20 protein-coding genes are annotated in these 21,313 nt (G+C 72.3%); 7 read left to right on the plus strand and 13 right to left on the minus strand.

The features are described 5' to 3' along the window. Nucleotides 1–71: 71 nt before the first annotated feature. Nucleotides 72–482, minus strand: coding sequence for a CoA-binding protein (locus tag ABD127_RS17225; RefSeq protein WP_344203806.1), 411 nt, complete (start codon nt 480–482; stop codon nt 72–74). A 71-nt stretch (nt 483–553) separates the two neighbouring features. Between ABD127_RS17225 and ABD127_RS17230 the strand changes: the two genes are divergently transcribed. Together ABD127_RS17230 and ABD127_RS17235 are read left to right on the plus strand one after the other, a co-directional pair. Beyond that, complete coding sequence (locus tag ABD127_RS17230; protein ID WP_344203807.1) at nt 554–871, plus strand: TFIIB-type zinc ribbon-containing protein; 318 nt, start codon at nt 554–556, stop codon at nt 869–871. A gap of 49 nt (nt 872–920) precedes the next feature. Further along, the gene (locus tag ABD127_RS17235) at nt 921–1,757 is read left to right on the plus strand and encodes an NAD-dependent epimerase/dehydratase family protein (RefSeq protein ID WP_344203809.1); all 837 of its coding nucleotides are present in this window, start codon (nt 921–923) and stop codon (nt 1,755–1,757) included. On the opposite strand, the gene ABD127_RS17240 is transcribed toward ABD127_RS17235, so the two are convergent. From ABD127_RS17240 to ABD127_RS17265, 6 genes are all read right to left on the minus strand, one after another. Continuing rightward, a complete protein-coding gene (locus tag ABD127_RS17240) occupies nt 1,739–2,428 on the minus strand; it encodes a response regulator transcription factor (protein WP_344203811.1) in 690 nt (229 codons plus the stop codon). The two genes, ABD127_RS17235 and ABD127_RS17240, sit on opposite strands and share 19 nt — an antisense overlap. Further along, on the minus strand, nt 2,425–4,917 hold the full coding sequence (locus ABD127_RS17245; protein ID WP_344203813.1) for an ATP-binding protein: 2,493 nt from the start codon (nt 4,915–4,917) through the stop codon (nt 2,425–2,427). The genes ABD127_RS17240 and ABD127_RS17245 overlap by 4 nt, the downstream gene beginning before the upstream one ends. Before the next feature lie 4 nt (nt 4,918–4,921). Continuing rightward, nucleotides 4,922–5,479, minus strand: coding sequence for a potassium-transporting ATPase subunit C (locus ABD127_RS17250; RefSeq protein ID WP_344203814.1), 558 nt, complete (start codon nt 5,477–5,479; stop codon nt 4,922–4,924). 5 nt (nt 5,480–5,484) lie between these two features. Continuing rightward, on the minus strand, nt 5,485–7,470 hold the full coding sequence (gene kdpB / locus ABD127_RS17255; protein WP_344204242.1) for a potassium-transporting ATPase subunit KdpB: 1,986 nt from the start codon (nt 7,468–7,470) through the stop codon (nt 5,485–5,487). Between the two features lie 20 nt (nt 7,471–7,490). Next, nucleotides 7,491–9,164, minus strand: a complete 1,674-nt coding sequence (gene kdpA, locus ABD127_RS17260) for a potassium-transporting ATPase subunit KdpA (RefSeq protein WP_344203815.1) — start codon at nt 9,162–9,164, stop codon at nt 7,491–7,493. 183 nt (nt 9,165–9,347) lie between these two features. After that, nucleotides 9,348–9,854, minus strand: a complete 507-nt coding sequence (locus ABD127_RS17265; RefSeq protein WP_344203816.1) for a maleylpyruvate isomerase family mycothiol-dependent enzyme — start codon at nt 9,852–9,854, stop codon at nt 9,348–9,350. 83 nt (nt 9,855–9,937) lie between these two features. On the opposite strand from ABD127_RS17265, the gene ABD127_RS17270 reads away from it, so the two are divergent. Both ABD127_RS17270 and ABD127_RS17275 read left to right on the plus strand, forming a co-directional pair. Further along, the gene (locus tag ABD127_RS17270; RefSeq protein ID WP_344203818.1) at nt 9,938–10,987 is read left to right on the plus strand and encodes an HpcH/HpaI aldolase/citrate lyase family protein; all 1,050 of its coding nucleotides are present in this window, start codon (nt 9,938–9,940) and stop codon (nt 10,985–10,987) included. Then, nucleotides 10,984–11,856, plus strand: coding sequence for an HpcH/HpaI aldolase/citrate lyase family protein (locus tag ABD127_RS17275; RefSeq protein ID WP_344203819.1), 873 nt, complete (start codon nt 10,984–10,986; stop codon nt 11,854–11,856). The genes ABD127_RS17270 and ABD127_RS17275 overlap by 4 nt, the downstream gene beginning before the upstream one ends. A gap of 136 nt (nt 11,857–11,992) precedes the next feature. Here the strand turns inward: ABD127_RS17275 and dapC are convergent, their stop codons facing one another. Next, the gene (gene dapC, locus ABD127_RS17280) at nt 11,993–13,090 is read right to left on the minus strand and encodes a succinyldiaminopimelate transaminase (protein WP_344203820.1); all 1,098 of its coding nucleotides are present in this window, start codon (nt 13,088–13,090) and stop codon (nt 11,993–11,995) included. A gap of 5 nt (nt 13,091–13,095) precedes the next feature. Beyond that, nucleotides 13,096–13,419, minus strand: a complete 324-nt coding sequence (fdxA, locus tag ABD127_RS17285) for a ferredoxin (RefSeq protein ID WP_229051671.1) — start codon at nt 13,417–13,419, stop codon at nt 13,096–13,098. A 76-nt stretch (nt 13,420–13,495) separates the two neighbouring features. Here fdxA and ABD127_RS17290 point away from each other — a divergent pair, with 76 nt between their 5' ends. Both ABD127_RS17290 and ABD127_RS17295 read left to right on the plus strand, forming a co-directional pair. Continuing rightward, a complete protein-coding gene (locus ABD127_RS17290) occupies nt 13,496–14,452 on the plus strand; it encodes a GNAT family N-acetyltransferase (protein ID WP_344203821.1) in 957 nt (318 codons plus the stop codon). A gap of 33 nt (nt 14,453–14,485) precedes the next feature. Continuing rightward, nucleotides 14,486–15,337, plus strand: coding sequence for an intradiol ring-cleavage dioxygenase (locus ABD127_RS17295; RefSeq protein WP_344203823.1), 852 nt, complete (start codon nt 14,486–14,488; stop codon nt 15,335–15,337). A 1-nt stretch (nt 15,338) separates the two neighbouring features. On the opposite strand, the gene ABD127_RS17300 is transcribed toward ABD127_RS17295, so the two are convergent. The 4 genes from ABD127_RS17300 to mshB all read right to left on the minus strand — a co-directional run bounded on the left by ABD127_RS17300 (nt 15,339) and on the right by mshB (nt 19,061). Continuing rightward, nucleotides 15,339–17,261, minus strand: a complete 1,923-nt coding sequence (locus ABD127_RS17300; protein WP_344203824.1) for a VanW family protein — start codon at nt 17,259–17,261, stop codon at nt 15,339–15,341. Beyond that, nucleotides 17,258–17,830 carry a flavin reductase family protein gene (locus tag ABD127_RS17305; protein WP_344203826.1) on the minus strand — a complete coding sequence of 191 codons (573 nt, stop codon included), beginning with the start codon at nt 17,828–17,830 and terminating at the stop codon, nt 17,258–17,260. The genes ABD127_RS17300 and ABD127_RS17305 overlap by 4 nt, the downstream gene beginning before the upstream one ends. Next, nucleotides 17,827–18,081, minus strand: coding sequence for a hypothetical protein (locus ABD127_RS17310; protein WP_344203827.1), 255 nt, complete (start codon nt 18,079–18,081; stop codon nt 17,827–17,829). The genes ABD127_RS17305 and ABD127_RS17310 overlap by 4 nt, the downstream gene beginning before the upstream one ends. Nucleotides 18,082–18,155: 74 nt before the next feature. Next, complete coding sequence (gene mshB, locus ABD127_RS17315; protein WP_344203828.1) at nt 18,156–19,061, minus strand: N-acetyl-1-D-myo-inositol-2-amino-2-deoxy-alpha-D-glucopyranoside deacetylase; 906 nt, start codon at nt 19,059–19,061, stop codon at nt 18,156–18,158. A 90-nt stretch (nt 19,062–19,151) separates the two neighbouring features. On the opposite strand from mshB, the gene ABD127_RS17320 reads away from it, so the two are divergent. Then, entirely contained in the window at nt 19,152–21,254 is a 2,103-nt protein-coding gene (locus ABD127_RS17320) for a S9 family peptidase (protein WP_344203829.1), read from the plus strand. Nucleotides 21,255–21,313: the final 59 nt, after the last annotated feature.

The raw sequence follows: 21,313 nt of genomic DNA on the forward strand, positions 1-21,313 counted from the left end.
CACCGGACACACGTACATCTCACGCCCACCCCGCCCCCACCGACGCACGTGAGGTGACGGTGGTCGTCCGACTAGCGCCGGTTCCACTCGATCGCGGGGCACGTGTCCATGACCATCGGGACTCCTGCCTCGCGGGCGCGGTCGAACGCGGCTTCGTCGATCACGCCGAGCTGCAGCCAGATGGCCTTCGCGCCGACCTCGATCGCCTCGTCGACGAACTGACCGGCTGCCTCCGAGCGACGGAACACGTCGACGACGTCGATGTCGAACGGCACGTCCGCGAGCGTCGCGTAGCCCTGCTCCCCCAGCACGACCGGCGCGTCCGGGTGGATCGGCACGATGCGCTTGCCGCGACGCTGCAGCAGGGCCGCGATCGAGTGGGCCGTGCGGCTCTCGTCGGTCGAAAGGCCCACGACGGCCCACGTCTCGAGGTCGTCGAGCATCAGGTCCACAGCCTGCTTGTCCTGCCAGTTCGCGCTCATGGCTCCACCGTAGGCCGGAACTCCGCGCCGTGCCCGTACGTTGGGGGGTCCAGAAGAGGAGTGATGCCGAGATGAAGTGCCCCACTGACGGAGCGACGCTGACGATGAGCGAGCGCGCCGGTGTCGAGATCGACTACTGCCCCGAGTGCCGTGGCGTCTGGCTCGACCGCGGAGAGCTGGACAAGATCCTCGACCGTGCCGCCGCCGAGTCCGCCCCGGCTGCCGTGGTCGCACCGCCGATCACCCCTGCTGCGCCGCAGGCGCCGTACCGCGAGGAGTACCGCGACAACCGTCGTGACGGCTACCGCGACGACCGCTACCGCGACTCCTCCTACGGCAAGCCGTACCGCAAGAAGAAGGAGAGCTGGCTCAGCGAGATCTTCGACTGAGCGGCCCGATCAGGGGAACACTCCCGACCCGGTCCCCGTTGACGCAGACATGAAGATCTTGCTCACCGGGGGAACCGGGTACATCGGATCAGCGGTGCTGGACCGCCTCACGGGCGCGGGCCACGAGGTCACCGCCGTCGTGCGCAGCGACGACTCGCGCACGAAGGTCGAGAGCGCCGGGGCGACGGGCCTCGTGGGCGACCTGTTCGACACGGCGTGGCTGCGCGAGCAGCTCGTCGCGCACGACGCCGCCATCCACACCGCGGCCGGCAGCGACGCCGACGACCAGGCGCTGAACACCTCGGTCGTGGAGGCCGCGGTCGCGGCCTTCGGCGGCACGGCCAACCCGTTCCTGCTCACGGGCGGCGTCTGGACCTACGGCTCCGGGGCCGACCTCGACGAGGACGCGACCCCGAACCCCGTCCCGCTGACGTCGTGGCGCGTCCCGCTCGAGCAGCAGCTGCTCGACTCCGACGTGCGCGCCACCGTGATCCAGCCGGGCATCGTCTACGGCCACGGCGCCGGCATCCCCGCGATGCTCGTCGGCCAGAAGAGCGTCCCCGGCACGGGCGACCAGCACTGGACGACGGTCCACGTCGACGACCTCGCCGACCTGTACGTCGCGGCCCTGGAGTCCCCGGGTGGCCAGGCGTACCTCGGCGTCAGCGGCGACAACCCGGCCGTGCGCGAGCTCGGCGACGCGATCGGACCCGACGTCGAGGCCCAGGGCGACCAGGCCACGCTCGACGCGCTCGGCCCGTTCGGCGAGGCCCTGCTGCTCGACCAGCAGGCCTCCGGCACCAAGGCCCGCACCGACCTGGGGTGGAGCCCGTCCCGTCCGCCGCTCGTCGACCTGCTCCGCGAGGGCTACCCGGCCGACCGCTGAGCCACCAGGCGGTAGCCCTGGCCCGGATCGGTCAGGAAGAGGGTGGGGTTCGCCGGGTCGGCCTCGAGCTTGCGCCGCAGCTGCGCCAGGTACACGCGCAGGTAGTGCGACTCGCGGCCGTAGCCCGGCCCCCACACCTCCCGCAGCAGGTCCTGCTGCGACACGAGGTGACCGGCACGGCGGGCCAGCACTTCCACGAGGTGCCACTCGGTCGGCGTCAGGCGGACGGGCGCGCCGTCTCGCTCGGCGTGCCGTTCGGTGACGTCGAGCACGACGCCCTCGGCCTCGACGACCAGTGGTGGCTCCCCGGCGGACGTGCGACGCACCGCGGCGCGCACCCGCGCCATGAGCTCCTCCATCTCGAAGGGCTTGGTCACGTAGTCGTCGGCACCGGAGTCGAGCGCCTCGACCTTGTCGTCGGTCTGGTGCCGCGCCGAGAGGATGACGACCGGCAGAGCGTGCCGCTCGCGCAGCCGCTGCAGGACCGAGAGTCCGTCGAGGTCGGGCAGGCCGAGGTCGAGGATCACGACGTCGGGCAGGCGCTCCTCGACGACCTGCAGGGCTGAACGGCCGTCGGCGGCCGTCTCGACGTCGTAGCCGCGGGCCCGCAGGTTGATGCCGAGCGTCCGCACGATCGCCGGGTCGTCGTCGACCACGAGCACGAAGGTCATGGCGCCTCCCCCGGCAGGTCGATGACGAACGTCGCGCCCCCACCCGGGGTGTCGTCGACCGTGAGGCTACCGGCCATCGACTCGGTGAGGCCACGGGCGACGGCCAGCCCCAGCCCGACCCCCGTGCCACCGGGGACGTCCCCCAGGCGCTGGAACGGGGCGAAGACTCGATCCCGATCGGCGGCCGCGATGCCAGGCCCCGTGTCGACGACCCTCAGCAGCACGCGGGCGCCGCTGGCCGAGGCGTCGACCCGCACGGTCGACGCGCCCGGCGTGTGCCGCACGGCGTTCGCGACGAGGTTCTCGACGACCCGTTCGAGCAGCCCGGCGTCGGCCCAGGCGTGCACCGTCGGGTCGACGGCGACCGACACCCGCTCGGCGACGTCGGGACCCAGCGCACCCACCGCGACGCGCACGACCGTGTCGAGCTCGACGGGCTCGCTCCTGCTCGTGACCGCGCCGGCCTCGAGCCGACTCATGTCGAGCAGGTTCGCCACCAGGGCGTCGAGGCGGTCGGCGCCCTCCTCGATCGTCGCCAGCAGGGCCTCGGTGTCGTCCGGGCTCCAGTCGATCGCGTCGTTGCGCAGGCTCGACGCAGCGGCCTTGACCGACGCGAGCGGCGTGCGCAGGTCGTGCGAGACCGCCGCGAGCAGGGCGGCGCGCGCCCGGTCCGCCTCGGCGAGAGCCCGGCGCTCCGCGCTCTCCTGTGCGGCCACACGACGCTCGCGCAGCACCCGGACGTGGGCGGCGTACGCGGTCATGAGGCGCAGCTGGTCGGGCGAGAGCGCCTCCCCCGTGAAGACGAGCGCCGTCTCGGCGTCGACGTCGACCCGCGTGGTCTCGCCCTGCCCCTGGTCGCCCGCGGCCACGAGGACCGTGCCGTCGGACGCGACCACCGCGACGCCCCGCAGGCCGAACACCTCGCGCGCCCGCTCGACGACGCCCTGCACGTCCTGCCCCGCGTGCAGCAGGCCGTGCGCGAGCGCCGAGAGCGCGTCGGCCTCCGCGGTCGCCCGCTGGGCCTGCGCGAGGCGACGCGCAGCGAGGTCGACCACGGAGGACACCGCCACCGCGACCGCGATGAACAGGGCCAGCGCATAGGCGTTGTCGGTCGTCGCGATCGTCAGCGTCCGCAGGGGCGGCGTGAAGAAGAAGTTGAGCGCAAACCCGCTCACGAGCGCCGCGACGACCGCCGGGACCAGGCCGCCCACCAAGGCCGTCGCGACGACCACGACCATGAACAGCATCGCCTCGCTCGGCAGCGAGTGGAGGTCGGGCGTCACGAGCAGGAGGCCCGTCAGGGCCATCGGCCCGAGCAGCGCGATCGCCAGACCCACCAGGCGGCGGGTCGTCCCGAGACTCTGTCGCGCGCGGACGTCGCCCCGGCGACGGCGCGCGAGGTCGTGCGTCACGATGTGCACGTCGATGTCGCCGGACTCGGCGATGACGACCTCGCCGATACCCGGACGCACGAGCGTCGAGACGCGTCCGCGACGACTCGCACCGATCACGACCTGGGTCGCGTTCTCGGCCCGCGCGAAGGTCAGGATCGCCGCGGCCGCGTCGTCACCCACCACGACGTGGAACGTGCCGCCCAGGTCCTCGGCCATGCGCCGCAGCACCTCGAGCCGGTCGGGGCTGTGCTGGACGAGGCCGTCGCCGCGCGCGACGTACAGCGCCATCCAGCGACCGCCCCCGGTGCGCGACGAGATGCGCTCGGCGCGTCGCATCAGCGCCTCCGACTCGGGGCCCCCGGTCACACCGACCACGAGCCGCTCCCGCGCCGCCCACGTCGCGTCGATCTCGTGCTGCGACCGGTACCGCTCGAGACCCTCCTCGACCCGGTCGGCCAGCCACAGGAGGGCGACCTCGCGCAGCGCCGTCAGGTTGCCCTCGCGGAAGTACTGGCCGAGGGCGGCGTCGACCCGGTCGGCCGGGTAGATGTTGCCGTGCGCCATCCGCCGCCGCAGCGCCTGCGGGCTCATGTCGACCAGCTCGATCGCGTCGGCCCCGCGCACGAACCGGTCGGGCACCGTCTCGCGCTGCTGCGCGCCCGTGATCGCCGCGACGACGTCGTTGAGCGACTCCAGGTGCTGCACGTTCACGGTCGTGATGACGTCGATGCCGGCCGCGAGCAGTGCCTCGACGTCCTGCCACCGCTTCGCGTGCTCCAGGCCCGGCACGTTGGTGTGCGCGAGCTCGTCGACGATCGCGACGTCGGGCCGGCGCGCCAGCAGCGCGGGCAGGTCGAGCTCGGTCTGCTCCGTGCCGCGGTAGGCGACCGTGCGTCGCGGCAGCACCTCCAGGTCGCCGATGCGCTCGACCGTCTGCTGCCGCCCGTGCGTCTCGACGATCCCGACGACGACGTCGGTGCCCCGCGCTGAGCGCCGGCAGCCCTCGTCGAGCATGCGGTAGGTCTTGCCGACCCCCGGCGCGGCACCGAGGTACACCCGCAGGGACCCCCGGGCCGGCTCGTGGAGATCGCTCACGGGCTCAGTCTGCTCTCTCGGCGAGGGCCTCGTTGAGCAGCAGGACGTTGACACGCGGCTGGCCGAGGAACCCCAGCTGCCGCTGCGAGGTGTGGTCGGCCACCAGCACCTCGACCTGGTCGACGCTCAGGCCCCGCGCCTCCGCGACGCGAGGGACCTGCAGGGCCGCGTACTCCGGCGACACGAACGGGTCCAGGCCGGACCCCGAGGCGGTCAGCGCATCGGCCGGCACGTCGGCCGGATCGACCCCCTCGACCTCTGCGACGGCGGCGCGACGCTCCTCGATCAGCGCCAGCAGGTCGGGGCTCGACGGACCCAGGTTCGAGGGTGCCGAGGCGAGCCCGTCGTACCCACCGGCCGAGGGACGACCGTGGAACCAGCCGTCGTCCTCGACGGGGAAGTCCTGACCGATCGTCGCCGTGTGGCTCGGGACGACCTGGGCCAGTCCCCAGACGGCCACGGGGTAGGCGACTCCGAGGAGCACCGTGGCGACCAGGAGCAGCCGGACGGCGACCCAGGACTGGCGTGCGACCGACGACGCGGTCGAGACGAGGTTGGACATCTGGTTCACCCGATTCCCGGAATCATCGACACGAGGACGTCGATGAGCTTGATGCCCACGAACGGGACGACGAGGCCGCCCAGACCGTAGACGAGGACGTTGCGGCGCAGGAGCGCCTCGGCCGACAGCGGCCGGTACTTCACGCCGCGCAGCGCGATGGGGATCAGCGCCACGATCACGAGCGCGTTGAACACGACCGCCGAGGCGATCGCCGACTCCGGCGTCGCGAGCCGCATGACGTTGAGCGAGTCGAGCGCGGGGTAGGCCGCCAGGAACATCGCCGGCAGGATCGCGAAGTACTTCGCGACGTCGTTGGCGATCGAGAACGTCGTGAGCGCGCCGCGGGTGATGAGGAGCTGCTTGCCGATCGCGACGACGTCGATGAGCTTGGTCGGGTCCGAGTCGAGGTCGACCATGTTGCCGGCCTCCTTCGCGGCCGACGTCCCGCTGTTCATCGCGACACCCACGTCCGCAGCGGCGAGAGCGGGGGCGTCGTTCGTGCCGTCGCCGGTCATCGCGACCAGCCGGCCGCCCTCCTGCTCCCGGCGGATCAGCGCGAGCTTGTCCTCCGGGGTGGCCTCGGCCAGCACCTCGTCGACCCCGGCCTCGCGGCCGATCGCCGCGGCGGTGCGCGGGTTGTCGCCCGTGACCATGACGGTGCGGATGCCCATCGCGCGGAGCTGGTCGAACCGCTCGGCCATGCCCTCCTTCACGACGTCCTTGAGGTGGACCACGCCGAGCACCCGGGTGCCGTCCGCGCCGGACTCGGCCACGACGAGGGGCGTGCCCCCGGCGCCGCTGACCTCCTCGACCTGCACCTGCACCGCAGCAGGCAGGCTCGCGCCGGTCCACGTCTCGACCGCGGCACCGGCGCCCTTGCGCAGCGACCGGCCGTCCGCGAGGTCGAGGCCCGACATGCGGGTCTGCGCCGTGAACTCGACGAACGTCGCTCCCGAGGGGAGGTCGGTGTCGTCGGCGCCGAGCTGGATCGCCAGGTCCACGATCGAGCGGCCTTCCGGGGTCTGGTCGGCCAGGCTCGTCAGGCGGGCGAGGTCGCGCAGCTCGTCGTCCGGCACGCCTGGCGCCGTCAGCAGCTCGGAGGCCCGCCGATTGCCGTACGTGATCGTGCCGGTCTTGTCGAGCAGCAGCGTGCTGACGTCGCCAGCGGCCTCGACCGCGCGGCCCGACATCGCGAGCACGTTGACCCGCACCAGGCGGTCCATCCCGGCGATGCCGATCGCCGAGAGCAGCGCCCCGATCGTCGTCGGGATCAGGCACACGAGCAGCGCGACGAGCACGAGCGGCTCCTGCGGGGCCCCGGCGTAGTCGGCCATCGGCGAGAGCGTCACGACGGCGACGAGGAACACGATCGTCAGGCTGACGAGCAGAATCGACAGCGCGACCTCGTTGGGCGTGCGACGGCGCTCGGCCCCCTCGACCAGGGCGATCATGCGGTCCAGGAACGTCTCGCCCGGGGCCGCCGTGACCTGCACGACGATCCGGTCCGACAGCACGCGCGTGCCACCCGTCACGGCCGACCGGTCACCACCGGCCTCGCGGATGACGGGGGCGGACTCGCCGGTGATGGCCGACTCGTCGACCGAGGCCACGCCCTCCACGACGTCGCCGTCACCGGGGACCACCTCGCCCGCCTCGACCACGACCCGGTCGCCCACGACCAGCGCCGTTCCCGGGACGACCGACTCGGTCCCGTCGGCCGCGAGCCGGCGCGCCGTGACGTCGCTGCGCGCAGCCCGCAGCGAGTCGGCCTGGGCCTTGCCGCGGCCCTCGGCCACGGCCTCGGCCAGGTTGCCGAAGACGACGGTGAGCCACAGCCAGACCGTGATGAACCACGCGAACACCGAGGGGTCGGTCAGGGCCACGAGGGTCGTCGCGACCGACCCGACCCAGACGACGAACATCACGGGGCTGCGCCACAGGTGGCGTGGGTCGAGCTTGCGCAGGGCCGACGGCAGCTGCGCGAGCAGCATCGACGGCAGCGGCGTGGAGGTCACGACATGACTCCGTTCGTGAGGGCCTCGGCGATCGGGCCGAGAGCGAGGGAAGGCAGATAGGTCAGACCCGTGACCAGCAGCACGACCCCGACCAGCAGGGAGCCGAAGAGGACCGTGTGGGTCGGCAGGGTGCCGGCCGTCGTCGGGACGGGTCGCTGCCGCGCGAGCGCGCCGGCCAGCGACAGGACGAGTGCGATCGTCACGAAGCGGCCGAGCAGCATCGCGGCGGCGAGCGAGAGCTGGAAGAAGGTCGACGTCACCGTGATGCCGCCGAACGCGCTGCCGTTGTTGTTCCCGGCCGAGGTGAAGGCGTAGACGACCTCGCTGAACCCGTGCACGCCGCTGTTGCCCATCGCATCGGCCGACGACGGCAGCGCGATCGCGACCCCCACCCCGAGCAGCACGATCGCCGGAACGCTGAGCGTGTACAGCGCCACCCGGGTGATCTCGGGCCGGCCGATCTTCTTGCCGAGCAGCTCGGGCGTGCGGCCGACCATGAGGCCGGCCACGAAGACCGTCACGACCGCCATCACGAGCATCCCGTACAGGCCGGATCCGACGCCGCCGGGCGAGACCTCGCCGAGCATCATGTTCACCAGTGCGGCACCGCCGCCGGTCGGGGTCAGCGAGTCGTGCGAGGCGTTGACCGCACCCGTCGAGGTGCTGGTGGTCGCGGTCGAGAACAGGATCGAGCCCCAGGTCCCGAAGGACGTCTCCTTGCCCTCCATCGCCGCACCGGCCGCTCGCGCCGCTGCCCCCTGGGCCGTCGTCTCCGCCCAGGTCGCGACCGCGAGGGACGCCGTGAACAGGGCCGCCATCGCCCCGAGGATCGTCAGGCCCTGGCGGCGCGACCCGATCATCGTGCCGAAGGTGCGCGTCAGTGCGACGGGCACGAGCAGCATCAGCACGATCTGGACGACGTTCGAGAATGGTGTCGGGTTCTCGAACGGGTGCGCCGAGTTCGCGTTGAAGAAGCCGCCGCCGTTGGTCCCGAGCTGCTTGATCGCCTCCTGGCTGGCGACCGGGCCTCCGGGGACGACCTGGCTGCCGCCGGTGACGGTCTGGATCGTCTGGTCGGCGAAGCTCTGCACGACCCCCTGCGTGAGGAGGAGGACGACACCGACGACCGCCACCGGCAGCAGGATCCGGCCGGTCACGCGCACGAGATCGACCCAGAAGTTGCCGATCATGCCGGACCGCGAGGCGAGGAAGCCTCGCACGAGCGCCACCGCGACACAGATGCCGACGGCGGCCGAGAGGAAGTTCTGGACAGCGAGGCCCGCCATCTGGGCCGTGAAGCCCAGCGTCGCCTCGCCCGCGTACGACTGCCAGTTCGTGTTGGTGACGAACGAGACGGCCGTGTTGACCGCCATGTCCCACGGCATCCCGGGCAGGTCGCGCGAGAACGGCAGGTGCTGCTGGCCCATCAGGACGGCCACGAGCACGACGATGCCGACGCCCGAGAACGCCAGCACGCTGATCGCGTAGGCGCGCGCGCTCTGCTGGGCCTCGGGGTCGACGCCGACGAGCCGGTAGAGGGCTCGCTCAGGACGAGCGTGCGTCGTGCCGGTGACGACGCGGGCCATGTGGTCGCCGAGCGGCTTCCACGCCAGCGCCAGCACGGCGGCGACGGCCGCGATGGTGAGCAGGCCGGAGAGGGTGTCGTTCATGCCCGCCTCAGAACCGGTCCGCCAGGACCAGCGCGACGAGCAGGTAGACGATCAGGCCGCCGGCGCCGAGCAGCCAGAGGGCGGAGGAGAGTTCCATGCCGTCATCGCACACCCGGACGACGGCGGTTCAGCGCGCGTTGACGGAGCCCTGACCCGTCTTGACGCGATCTTGACGCGGCAGCGTCAGGCGCGCGTGACCCGACGGCCCGCGAACGACGCGAGACGCTCGTAGGCGTTGGCGCCCTCGGGGGCCGGCTTCTCGGCGTCGAACGCGCCCTCGCGCTGCTCGGGGCCCAGGTTCTCGAGCATGAACGCGTGCCCCACCTCGGCGACGGCCGGATCGAGGTCGTCGGTGCCCTGCCCCAGGGCGGTGGCGAGGTCCCACGTGTGGACCGCCAGCTCGGCCGCCGGCAGGCCCACCTGGTCGTCGCCCGCCGCGCTCAGCAGCGCGGCTCCGCGCTGCCGGAACTCTGCCAGGGAGTCGTCGTGGTGCTCGACCGGAGCGCTCCAGTCGACCTCCTGGCCCTGGACCATCTGCGTCAGGCCGCCCGTCGAGTGCAGGACATGGTCCACGAGGTCGCGCACGACCCACTCCGAGCACGGCGTGGGCGCGTCCTCGGTGTCGGCGCTGATCGCGGAGATGAGCGACTCGAGCTGGAAGACGGCGGTCGTGAGCGTGGCGCTGGTCATGGGGTCAGTAGACGCCCCTGCACCGACACGATCAATACCCCCGGCATACTGACCCTCGACGTGACGCCTCCGAAAGGGACCCCGTGCGCAATCCTCGTGCCTTCCTCCGCCCCCTCGCCGTCGGTGCTCCGGCACCCGTGTCGGAGGTGCCCTTCCGGCCGAGCCGGATGATCCACTTCTTCGATCCGAGCAACGAGAAGATGGCGGCCAAGGTGCCGGACATCGCCGCGAAGGTCGACATCATCCTCGGCAACCTCGAGGACGCGGTGAAGACCGAGAAGAAGGAGGCCGCGCGCCTCGGCCTCGTCGAGATCGCGAAGAAGACCGACTTCGGCGACACTCAGCTGTGGGTGCGCGTCAACAGCCTCGACTCCCCGTGGGTCCTGGACGACCTCACGACGCTCGTGACCGAGATCGGTGACAAGCTCGACGTCATCATGGTGCCGAAGGTCGAGGGCGCCCAGGACATCCACTACGTCGACCGTCTCCTCGCGCAGCTCGAGGCGAAGGGCAACGTGAAGAAGCCGCTGCTCGTGCACGCGATCCTCGAGACCGCGCTCGGCGTGACGAACGTCGAGGAGATCGCCGGCGCCAGCCCGCGCATGCAGGGCATCAGCCTCGGCCCGGCCGACCTGGCCGCCTCGCGCCGCATGAAGACGACGCGCGTCGGCGGCGGCCACCCGGGCTACCTGGTGCGCCAGGACCCGACGGGCGACGACCTGACCGAGGGCCGCACGACCTACCAGCAGGACCTCTGGCACTACACGATCGCGCGCATGGTCGACGCCTGCGCCGCGAACGACATCCTCCCGTTCTACGGCCCGTTCGGCGACATCAAGGACGTCGTGGCGTGCGAGGACCAGTTCCGCAACGCCTACCTGCTGGGCTGCGTCGGCGCGTGGAGCCTGCACCCCGTGCAGATCGACATCGCCAAGAAGGTGTTCTCGCCCTCGAAGGAGGACGTCGAGCACGCCAAGACCGTCGTCGAGGCGATGGGCGACGGCTCCGGTGCCGTCATGATCAACGGCAAGATGGAGGACGACGCGTCCTGCAAGCAGTGCCTCGTGATGCTCGACCTGGCCCGTGAGCTGGCCGAGCGCGACCCCGAGCTGAAGGAGCTGTACGCCCTGTGAGCACCGAGATCCGGCCCCGCCGATCCGTCCTGTACATGCCGGGCGCCAACGAGCGCGCCCTGGAGAAGGCCAAGACGATCGACGCCGACGCGCTGATCCTCGACCTCGAGGACTCCGTCTCCCCCGACGCCAAGGAGACCGGCCGCGCCAACGTCGTGGCCGCCGTGCGCTCGGGCGAGTACGGCCACCGCGAGCTCGCGATCCGCGTCAACTCGATCGGCACCCAGTGGCACGACGACGACGTGAAGGCGGCCTCCGAGGCCGGTCCCGACGCGATCCTCGTGCCCAAGGTCGAGTCAGCCGAGCAGGTCCTGGCCCTCGTGGCCGCGATGGAGGCCGCCGGCGCCCCAGCGCACACCCAGCTGTGGGCGATGATCGAGACGCCCCGCGCACTCCTGCACGCCGAGGAGATCGCGGCGGCCCACGAGCGCCTGACCGTGATCGTGATGGGCACCAACGACGTCGTCAACGAGACGTACGGCCTGCACGTGCCCGGCCGCAACGCGGTGGTCCTGACCTCGCTGGCCTGGACGCTGCTCGCGGTGCGGGCTGCCGGCAAGGTCATCATCGACGGCGTCTACAACGCCGTGAAGGACCCGGAGGGCTTCGACGCCGAGGCCAAGCAGGGCCGCGAGATGGGCTTCGACGGCAAGACGCTGATCCACCCCTCGCAGGTCGAGCCGGCCAACGTCGCCTTCAGCCCGTCGGAGGACGACATCGAGCGCGCGGAGGGCATGATCGCCGCCTTCGAGGAGGCCGCCCGCGAGAACAAGGGCGTCGCGACGTTCAACGGCAAGATGATCGAGGAGCTGCACATCCGCGACGCGAACCGCATCCTCGCGTACGCCGAGGCCCTCAAGAACCGCTGACCCCGATCCGCGGGCGGTGAGTGACGCGCCAAACCTCCGGCGAGCGGTGAGATACGCGCCGAATTCACGACTCTTGTGGCGCCTAGCTCACCGCCCGACCGCATTCGGCGCCTCAGTCACCGCCCCACCGGCCAGGTCAGGCGGAGAGGCGCTCGACGGCGGCGTCGATGCGCTCGTCGGTGGCCGTGAAGGCGACGCGGACGTGCTGGGCGCCGGCGGGGCCGTAGAACTCGCCCGGGGCCGCCAGGATGCCGCGCTCGGCGAGCCACGCGATCGTGTCGCGGCACGGCTCGCCGCGCGTGGCCCACAGGTACAGGGCGCCCTCGGAGTGGTCGATCGTGAAGCCGGCGCCCTCGAGCGCGGCCCGCAGGAGCCCGCGCCGACGGGCGTAGCGCTCCCGCTGCTCCGCGACGTGCGCGTCGTCGCCCAGCGTCGCCGCCAGGGCCCGCTGGACAGGCGTGGGCACCATGAACCCGAGGTGCTTGCGCACCGCCAGGAGCTCGGCCACGACCGCTGCGTCACCCGACAGGAACGCGGCGCGGTACCCGGCGAGGTTCGAGCGCTTCGAGGACGAGTGCAGCGCCACGAGGCCGGTGAGGTCGCCCCCGCTCACGTCGGGGTGCAGCACCGAGACCGCCGGGGCGTCCCAGGCGAAGTCGAGGTAGCACTCGTCGGAGACCACCAGCACCCCCCGCTCGCGCGCCCAGTCGACGACCTTGCGCAGGTGGTCGGCGCCGAGGATCCGGCCGCTCGGGTTGCCGGGCGAGTTCAGGTACAGCAGCTTCGGCGTGCGGGGGCCGATCGCCACCGTCGAGTCCGCCGCGAGCACGTCGCAGCCGGCGTAACGGGCGCCGACCTCGTAGGTCGGGTAGGCCAGCTCCGGGAACACGACGAGGTCACCGGCGCCGAGGCCGAGCTGGGTCGGCAGGTTGGCGATGAGTTCCTTCGAGCCGATCGACATGAGCACCTGGTCGCGCTCGATCGATGCGGCACCCGTGGCGCGGGCGACCCACGACGCGATCGCGTCGCGCACGCCGTCGGGCCCGGCGACCGTCGGGTAGCCGTGGGCGTCCACGGCCGCCAGCAGCGCCTCGCGGGCGACCTCGGGCACCGGGTCGACCGGCGTGCCGATCGACAGGTCGACGATGCCGCCGGAGTGCTCGGCGGCGCGGGCCTTCGCCCCGGCGAGCGTGTCCCAGGGGAAGTCGGGGAATCGCGCCGAGACGCGGGCCACCGAGGTCAGTCCTGGTTCTGGGGCGGCAGCTCGGCGATGAGCGGGTGGTCCAGGTCGATGACGCCGAGCTTGGCGGCGCCTCCGGGCGAGCCGAGCTCGTCGAAGAAGTGCACGTTCGCGTCGTAGTACGACGCCCACTCCTCCGGCGTGTCGTCCTCGTAGAAGATGGCCTCCGGCGGGCAGACGGGCTCACACGCACCACAGTCGACGCACTCGTCGGGGTGGATGTAGAGCATGCGCTTGCCCTCGTAGATGCAGTCGACAGGGCACTCGTCGACGCACGCGCGGTCCTTGACGTCCACGCACGGCTGGGCGATCACATACGTCACTGCTCTAACTCCATTCCGACGGTCCGTGGACCAGTATCGCGGCTGCGCGGCACGACCCACACGTTAGGTTCGCCTCATGGACACCTCGGGAGTCAGACCCCCTGGATCGGAGGTCGTGGGCCGCCGCGTCAGCGTACGCCACCGCACACAGGACGGCGGTGCGAGCGACGTCGTCGGCCGGGTCCTGGCGACGGCTCCGGAGCTGCGCCTGGAGCGCCGCGACGGATCCGTCGGCGTCGTCGACCCGGCCACGGTCCTGATCTGGCGGGTCGTCCCGGACCGTCCGGTCCGCGCCCGACGGGCCACGGCGACCCCCGTCGACCAGCTGAGCCGCATCATGGCGCGCGGCTGGCCGGCGATCGAGTCGGTCGACCTCGGCGCCTGGGAGCTGCGCGCGTCGGGCGGGTTCACCAAGCGCGCCAACTCCGCCGGGGCGGTCGGCGATCCCGACACCGGCCTCGACGAGGCGCTCGACCGCGTGCGGGCCTTCTACGCCGACCGGGGCCAGCGGCCGCTCGTGCAGCTCGAGGCCGGCGGACCCTGGGAGCAGCCGCTCCTGGACCGCGGCTGGACGCCGGTCGCCGGCGGCGACACGTCGGTCCTGGTCGCCCAGCTCGACCGCCGCTGGCCCCTCGACCCCGAGGCCGAGGTCGCCGCACACCCCGATGCCGCCTGGATCGAGGCCTACGCCTCCCCCGGTGAGTCGACCGACCTCGCGCGGCAGGTCCTCACCGCGTCGCCGAACGCCGCCCACGTGCGCCTGGACGGTGCAGTCGCCCGCGTCGTCGTCACGGGCGAGTGGGCGGGCCTCAGCGCCCTGTGGGTGCCCGAGGTGCAGCGTCGGCGCGGCCTGGCCCGCCGGCTCGTGACGACGTGCCTCGGCTGGGCCGTCGAGCAGGGTGCCGACAAGGCCTACCTGCAGGTCGAGGTGGGCAACGACCCGGCCGAGCGCCTGTACCGCGCCTTCGGGTTCCTCGACCACCACGAGTACCGATACCTGACCTTCACAGGAACGGCACAGTCGACTCCCTGACGGAGTGCAGGCTCGCTGCCTACCGTCGGCCGCATGAGCGATCACACCGAGACCGAGGACCACGACCTGGGCCTGTCCCACGACCTGCCGACGATCTTCACGCGTCGCCGAGCCCTGGGGCTCATGAGCGCGGCGGGCCTCGCCGCGGCCCTGGCCGCCTGCGGCGCCGACGGCACGAGCTCGGGCTCGTCCACCGGATCGACGCAGCAGCAACCACCGGGCGGCTCAGGCGGCAGCAGCACGGCCGTGGGCGACGGCGAGATCCCCGAGGAGACCGGTGGCCCGTACCCCGCCGACGGCACGAACGGCGTCAACGTGCTGACCGAGAGCGGCATCGAGCGCAGCGACATCCGCTCCAGCTTCGGCGAGGCGAGCGGCGTCGCCGAGGGCGTGCCGCTCACGTTCAGCCTCACGGTCATCGACGTCAGCAGCGCCGACGACCCGGGATCGGCGCTCGCCGGCGCGGCCGTCTACGCGTGGCACTGCGACCGCGAGGGCCGCTACTCGATGTACGACGACGAGATCGTGGAGGAGAACTACCTGCGGGGCGTGCAGGAGTGCGACGCCGACGGCACGGTCACGTTCACGTCGATCTTCCCGGCCTGCTACTCCGGCCGCTGGCCCCACATCCACTTCGAGGTCTACCCGACCCTCGCCGACGCGACCTCGGCCAGCAACCGCATGCGCACCTCGCAGCTCGCGCTGCCCGAGGACGTCTGCAGCACCGTGTACGCGACCGACGGCTACGAGGACAGCGTGCGGAACCTGCAGCAGGTCAGCCTCGACTCCGACAACGTCTTCAGCGACGGGTACTCGCTGCAGCTGGCCACCGTGACCGGATCCGTCGCCGACGGCTACACCGCGACCCTCCGCGTTCCCGTGTGACTCAGGCGGGCGGCGGGCCGCAGACGACGGCGTCGCCAGCGCGGTAGACGGCCGTCTTGGTCTCCTTCTTGACGACCTGGCCGTTCTGCTTGAACGTGCGGTAGACGTCGACGTCGAAGCCCTGGATCGCCGCCTGCGCCGTGCACTCGGGCGAGGTGTCGTAGACCGTCGAGCCGCTGCGGAAATTCCGCTTGGCCGACACGCCCGCCTCGATGTCCCAGTACTTCGTGCTCCACATCTCGACGTGCATCGTGCCCTGACGGCTCGAGTTGCTCGGCACGACCCAGGCCTTGATGAGGATGCCGTGGGGCGTGGAGTTGGTGAACTTCAGGTCGGTCGTGCCCCAGTTCACCGTGGCCTCACGACCCAAGGGGTACCGCGTGAGGTAGAGCGAGTGCGGCTTGTGCTCGTCGTCATCCAGCCCGGCGAAGAAGGCCGCGTTGTAGGTCGTCGTGGCCACCTGGGAGACGCCACCGCCGAAGGACTCGACGAAGCGGCCGCCCTCGATCACGCCGCCCTGCACGAACCCGTTGGCCGCCGTGCGCTGGCCGACGACCTTGTCGAAGCTGAACTGCTCGCCCGGCTTGAGGATCGTGCCGTCGATCAGCGAGGCCGCGCGGCCCTGGTTGATGTTGCGGTACTGCGTGTTCGGGTAGTACGTCTCGAACTCGCTGACCTTCTCGACGATGCCGAGCGCCTCGGCGTCGGCCGTCGTGAACTCGGGCTCGACGGGCTGTGCCTCGAGGGTCAGGGCACGCTCGGGCCCCGTCGCGGTCAGGACCGGCAGCAGCTCGGTGGCCATGACCTCGGGCTGGAGCCCGATGCCCGGCTTGCTCGGCGTGATGACCGGTGCGCCGTTGACGATGTCGATGTCGGCGTCGACGGCCTTCTCGCCGATGCCGGTCGTGGAGTCGGTCAGCGGTCCGGCCAGGGCGGCCGGGTCGATGTAGGGCTTCATCTCGTCGCCCTCGGTGCGGATCTGCAGCGCCGGCGTGTAGGCCGAGACGGGCAGCTCGATCTGCTGGTCGCCCACGTTGAGGACGACGGGCGCGCTGACCGCAGGCACCGCGATCTCCTGCATCGCGACCTCGAGGCCCTCCGCGTCGACACCCGGCTCGACGACCTCGGTCGGGATCTCGACCTGCCCCTCGGCCACGAGGTAGACCTCGCGCAGCGCCTCGAGCAGGCCGTCGGACGTGACCCGGCGGCCGTCGGCCGGCTGGGTCGCGACAGGCTGGCCCTCGGGGAAGGTGATGAGCGACTCCGTGACCGGGACGTCGACGGTCTGCGCGATGGTGGCAGTGGCGGCGTCGAGGAGCTCGGAGTCGACGTCGAGCTCGGCCGGGTAGTCGTCGCCGCCGAACAGCGTGTCGACCATGTCGAGCGGGTTCCAGCTGCGCTTGCCGCCGGCGGCGTCGACCGAGGCCTCCGTGTCGAGCGACAGGCCCATGTCGGGCGCGGCGAAGGTGAACTCGCTCTCGTCCAGCACGAACGTGAGGTTCTCGCCCTCGCGCGGGCCCAGCTCGTCGTCGAGCCTCGCCTCGGCCTTGGCCGGGCTCAGGCCTCCGACGTCCACCCCGGCGATCGTGGTGTCGGCCGCCAGGCGGGACCCCGTGAAGAAGTAGCCGCCGACGTAGACACCACCGAGCACGATGACGGCAGCCGCGACGAACCAGGGCCACCGACGGCGCTTCCGGGGCTCGTCGTCGTCCGCCTCGGCCTCGTCGGTCGGCGGCACGACGGGCGGGACCACGGCCGTGTCGTCGAAGCCCTCGGGGCGGTCGACGGGCGGGAGATCGTCGGGCTCGGGCTCGGCCAGGGCAGCGGCGAGCACGCCGGTGTCGGTGTCAGCGTCCGGCGTGACGGACTCGTCCGACGGCTCCGGCGACAGGGACGGGTCGTCCGTCCGATCGTCGCTGCTCATGGCTTCTCCCCTTGGCGATAGGTCATCTCTGACTCAGGTGACCGCACGATGGTGCCGTAGTGCGACCGGTAGTACAACAGTGGGCGGTCGGCGCCCTCCCGGACCCGTGCCGCCACGACCTCACCCACCAGGATGACGTGGTCGCCGCCGTCGTGCACGGCGACCGTGCGGCACTCGAGCCACCCGAGGGCGTCGTCGAGCAGCATGACACCCGTCGAGCCACGGTGGTGCGCGATGCCCTGCAGCTGGTTCTCGAGGGGCCGGCCGCGCCAGGCGAACCACGACGCGGCGTCCTGGGCGGACTCCTCGAGGATCGACACGCCCCACACCCCGGAGTGCACGACGGCCTCGTGGAAGCGGCTGACGCGATGGGCGCACACGAGCACCTGGCGCGGATCGAGCGAGACCGACGTGAAGGCGCTGGCGGTCATGGCGTGGTCGATGCCGCTCGTGGGGCCGTGCTCGACCGTGCTGACCACGGTGACCCCGCTGGCGAATCGCCCCAGCGCCGCGCGGAACGCGGCGTCGTCGACCGGCGCGAGGCCGTCCGGGGCGATGTCGGGGTTCACCGCCTCAGCCTAGAGTTGACGATCACGCCGATCACGAGCAGGGCCAGCCCCAGCAGGGTGTACGTCCAGCCGATCGGGTCGTCGCCGATGAGGTACTGCCCCGGCGACGTGCTCTGCAGGACCAGCACCGAGCCCCAGCCGATCATGAGCGCGGCCCCGCCGAGCGAGACCGTGCGATCGGCGACCAGGACGAGCGGGACCAGCGGGAGCAGCGCCACCGCGACGCCCCACGGGACGTCGAGTCCGACCACGTCGGCGTCGTGCCGGTGGACGACCGCGCCCAGGACGCCGACGTACAGACCTGCGAGCGCCCAGAGCCCGCGGGTCAGAGCCCGGCGAACAGGTCCTCCTCGAGCCCCGACTCCCCCACCGGGCCGCGGACGCCCTTGACGAGGCGGTAGTGCTCGGTGCCCCAGGCGATCTTGGCCAGGTCGACGCCCATCGCGAAGAACATGCCGTCGGGCGTGATCTGCGAGGCGTGCGCCCGCATCGCCGCGAGCTTCGCGTCGGTGTGCTCGGGCGCCTCGATGACGGCGTCGAGCTGGTCGTCCTCGACCATGAACGGCGGGAGGTTGTCGGGGTCGAACCCCTCGATGCCCTCGGCGCCGGACTCGCGCATCATGCGGATGCCCTCGCGCATCCGGGAGGCCGACATCGCGCCCCAGTAGATCTTGGCGACGTCCCACGCCTCGCCCAGGTCGGGGCGGTGGCTGCGTGCCGCCGCGAGGTCGACGGCGTAGTGGGCGACCCGGTGCGCCTGCACGTGGTCGGGGTGGCCGTAGCCGCCGAAGGTGTCGTACGCGACGACGACCTGCGGCCGGACCTCGCGGATGATCTCGACCAGCAGGTCGGAGGCCTCGAGCAGGTCGGCGTTCCAGAAGGAGCGAGGGTCGACCTCGTCGGCCGCCGTGGCGTGGCCGTCGTCGCCCCACTTCATGCCGGAGTCGCGGAAGCGTCCCGCGCCACCCAGGACGCGGTGATCGGTGACGCCGAGCTCGGCCATGGCCGCAGCGAGCTCGCCGGCGCGGTGCGCTCCGAGCGCGTCGTCGCGGTCGGCCGCCAGGTGCTCGAGCTCGGGCACGAGGATCTCGCCGAGGTCGCCGAGCGTGCACGTGACGAGCGTGACGTGGGCACCCTCGGCGACGTAGCGCGCCATCGTGATGCCGTTGCCGATCGACTCGTCGTCGGGGTGCGCGTGGACCAGCAGCAGCCGACGATCAGGGAGGCTCATGCTGCTCAGGTTAGACCGGCGCGCCGACACCCTTGAGGCACGGTGGTGCGCGCACGCGCCCGGCCGTGGGTGACGTGGTGGGATGGGGTCATGACGGACGACGCCCTCTCGTATCCCCGCCTCTCCGCCCGCACGCTGCGGTTCACGCTCGGCGTGCCCCGCGCCGTCACGGTGTCGCCCGACGGCGGCACGGTGCGCTTCATCCGCACCCCGGACGGCGTCACGCGCACGGGGCAGGTGTGGGAGCACGACGTCGCGACGGGCGTCGAGGCGCTGCTCGTCGACCCGATCGCCCTCCTGGGCAGCGACGACGAGGAGCTGTCGGCCGAGGAGCGCTCGCGCCGCGAGCGCAGTCGCGAGGGTGCCGCAGGTGTCGTGGGGTACGACGTCGACGAGACGGGCCGCTGGGCCACCTTCGCGCTCTCGGGCCGGCTCTGGGCGACCCACCTCGGGACCAGGGCCACGCGGGAGCTGCCGTCGGAGGGCGCCGTGATCGACCCGCGGCTCGACCCCACGGGCCGCCGCGTCGCCTACGCGGCCGGCGGGGCACTGCACGTCGTCGAGCTCGCCGACTCCGCCCACACCACGCTCGTCGCCCCGAGCGGCGAGACCGACGTGTGGGGTCAGGCCGAGTTCATCGCGGCCGAGGAGATGGACCGCATGCGCGGCTTCTGGTGGGCCCCCGACGGTCGCTCGCTGCTGGTCGAGCGCTTCGACGACGCGGACGTCCCGGTGTGGCACGTCGCCTCGCCCGAGCACCCGGAGCGGCCCGCGGTCGCCCACCGCTATCCCGCTGCGGGCACGACCAACGCCGACGTCACCCTCTGGCACGTCACGCTCGAGGGCGAGCGCACCGAGGTCGTCTGGGACCGCGCGGCGTTCGAGTACCTCGCCCGCGTCTCGTGGTCCGAGCACGGTGCGCCCCTGCTGCAGGTGCTCTCGCGCGACCAGAAGCGCTCGCAGGTCCTGTCGGTCGACCTCGCGTCGGGCTCCACGTCGGTGCTGCGCGAGACCACCGACTCCGCCTGGATCGAGCTCGGGGCCGCCCCGCGCTGGTCGCCCGAGGGCGCGCTGGTGACGATCGAGGACGTCGAGGGGCGTCGCCGCGTCGTGGTCGACGGCACCGTCGTGAGTCCCGAGGACTGGCAGGTGCGCGGCATCGTCGCCACGTTCGCCGACTCGATCGTGGTCACGGCCTCGCACGAGCCCACCGAGGTGCAGGTCGTGCGGGTCGGGACCGACGGCTCCTTCGAGCCGATCACCCAGGGACGCGGGGTCCACGGCGCCGTCATCGGCGGCGAGACGACCGTCGTCTCGCGGGTCAGCCTGGCCGACACGCTGGTGCACCACACGGTCCACCCGGGCGACCCGGCCGTCGAGTCCGACGTGGCGCCCGCGACGCTCGACAACGTGGCCGCTCCCCTGCCGCTCGTGCCGTCGGTGCACCTGCTCAGCGCCGGGGCGCACGCGATCCGCACAGCCGTGTTGTTCCCGACGGGCCACACCCCCGGCACCCCCCTGCCGGTCCTGCTCGACCCGTACGGCGGCCCGGGCGCGCAGCGCGTCTGGGCGTCGGCCCGCGCGTTCGCCGAGGCGCAGTGGCTCGCCGACCAGGGCTTCTGCGTCATCGTCGCCGACGGCCGTGGCACCCCCGGGCGCGGCACGGCCTGGGACCGCGCGATCCACCACGACTTCGCGGGCGTCACGCTCGACGACCAGGTCGAGGCCCTGCACGCGGTGGCCGCCGCGTTCCCCGACGACGTCGACCTCGCCCGGGTCGGCATCACGGGCTGGTCGTACGGCGGCTACCTCGCCGCCCTGGCCGTCCTGCGCCGGCCCGACGTGTTCCACGCGGCCGTCGCCGGGGCGCCCGTGACGGAGTGGCGCCTCTACGACACGTGCTACACCGAGCGGTACCTCGGCCACCCCGACGAGGAGCCCGAGGTCTACGACCGCAACTCGCTGCTGCCGCTCGCGGCCGGGCTCGAGCGGCCGCTGATGCTTATCCACGGGCTCTCCGACGACAACGTCGTCGCGGCGCACACGCTCCAGCTCTCGTCGGCCCTGCTGGCCGCCGGGCGTCCGCACACCGTGCTGCCCCTGAGCGGCGTCACCCACATGACGCCGCAGGAGGTCGTGGCCGAGAACCTCAAGCTCCTGCAGGTCCAGTTCCTCCGCGACCACCTCGGCTGACCCCTCCCCTCCGCCCGGGGCGGGAGGGTGACGTGCAGGACCCCCGCACCGTGGTCGGT

This window comes from Aeromicrobium alkaliterrae (assembly GCF_039529015.1).
Taxonomy (GTDB): Bacteria; Actinomycetota; Actinomycetes; order Propionibacteriales; family Nocardioidaceae; genus Aeromicrobium; species Aeromicrobium alkaliterrae.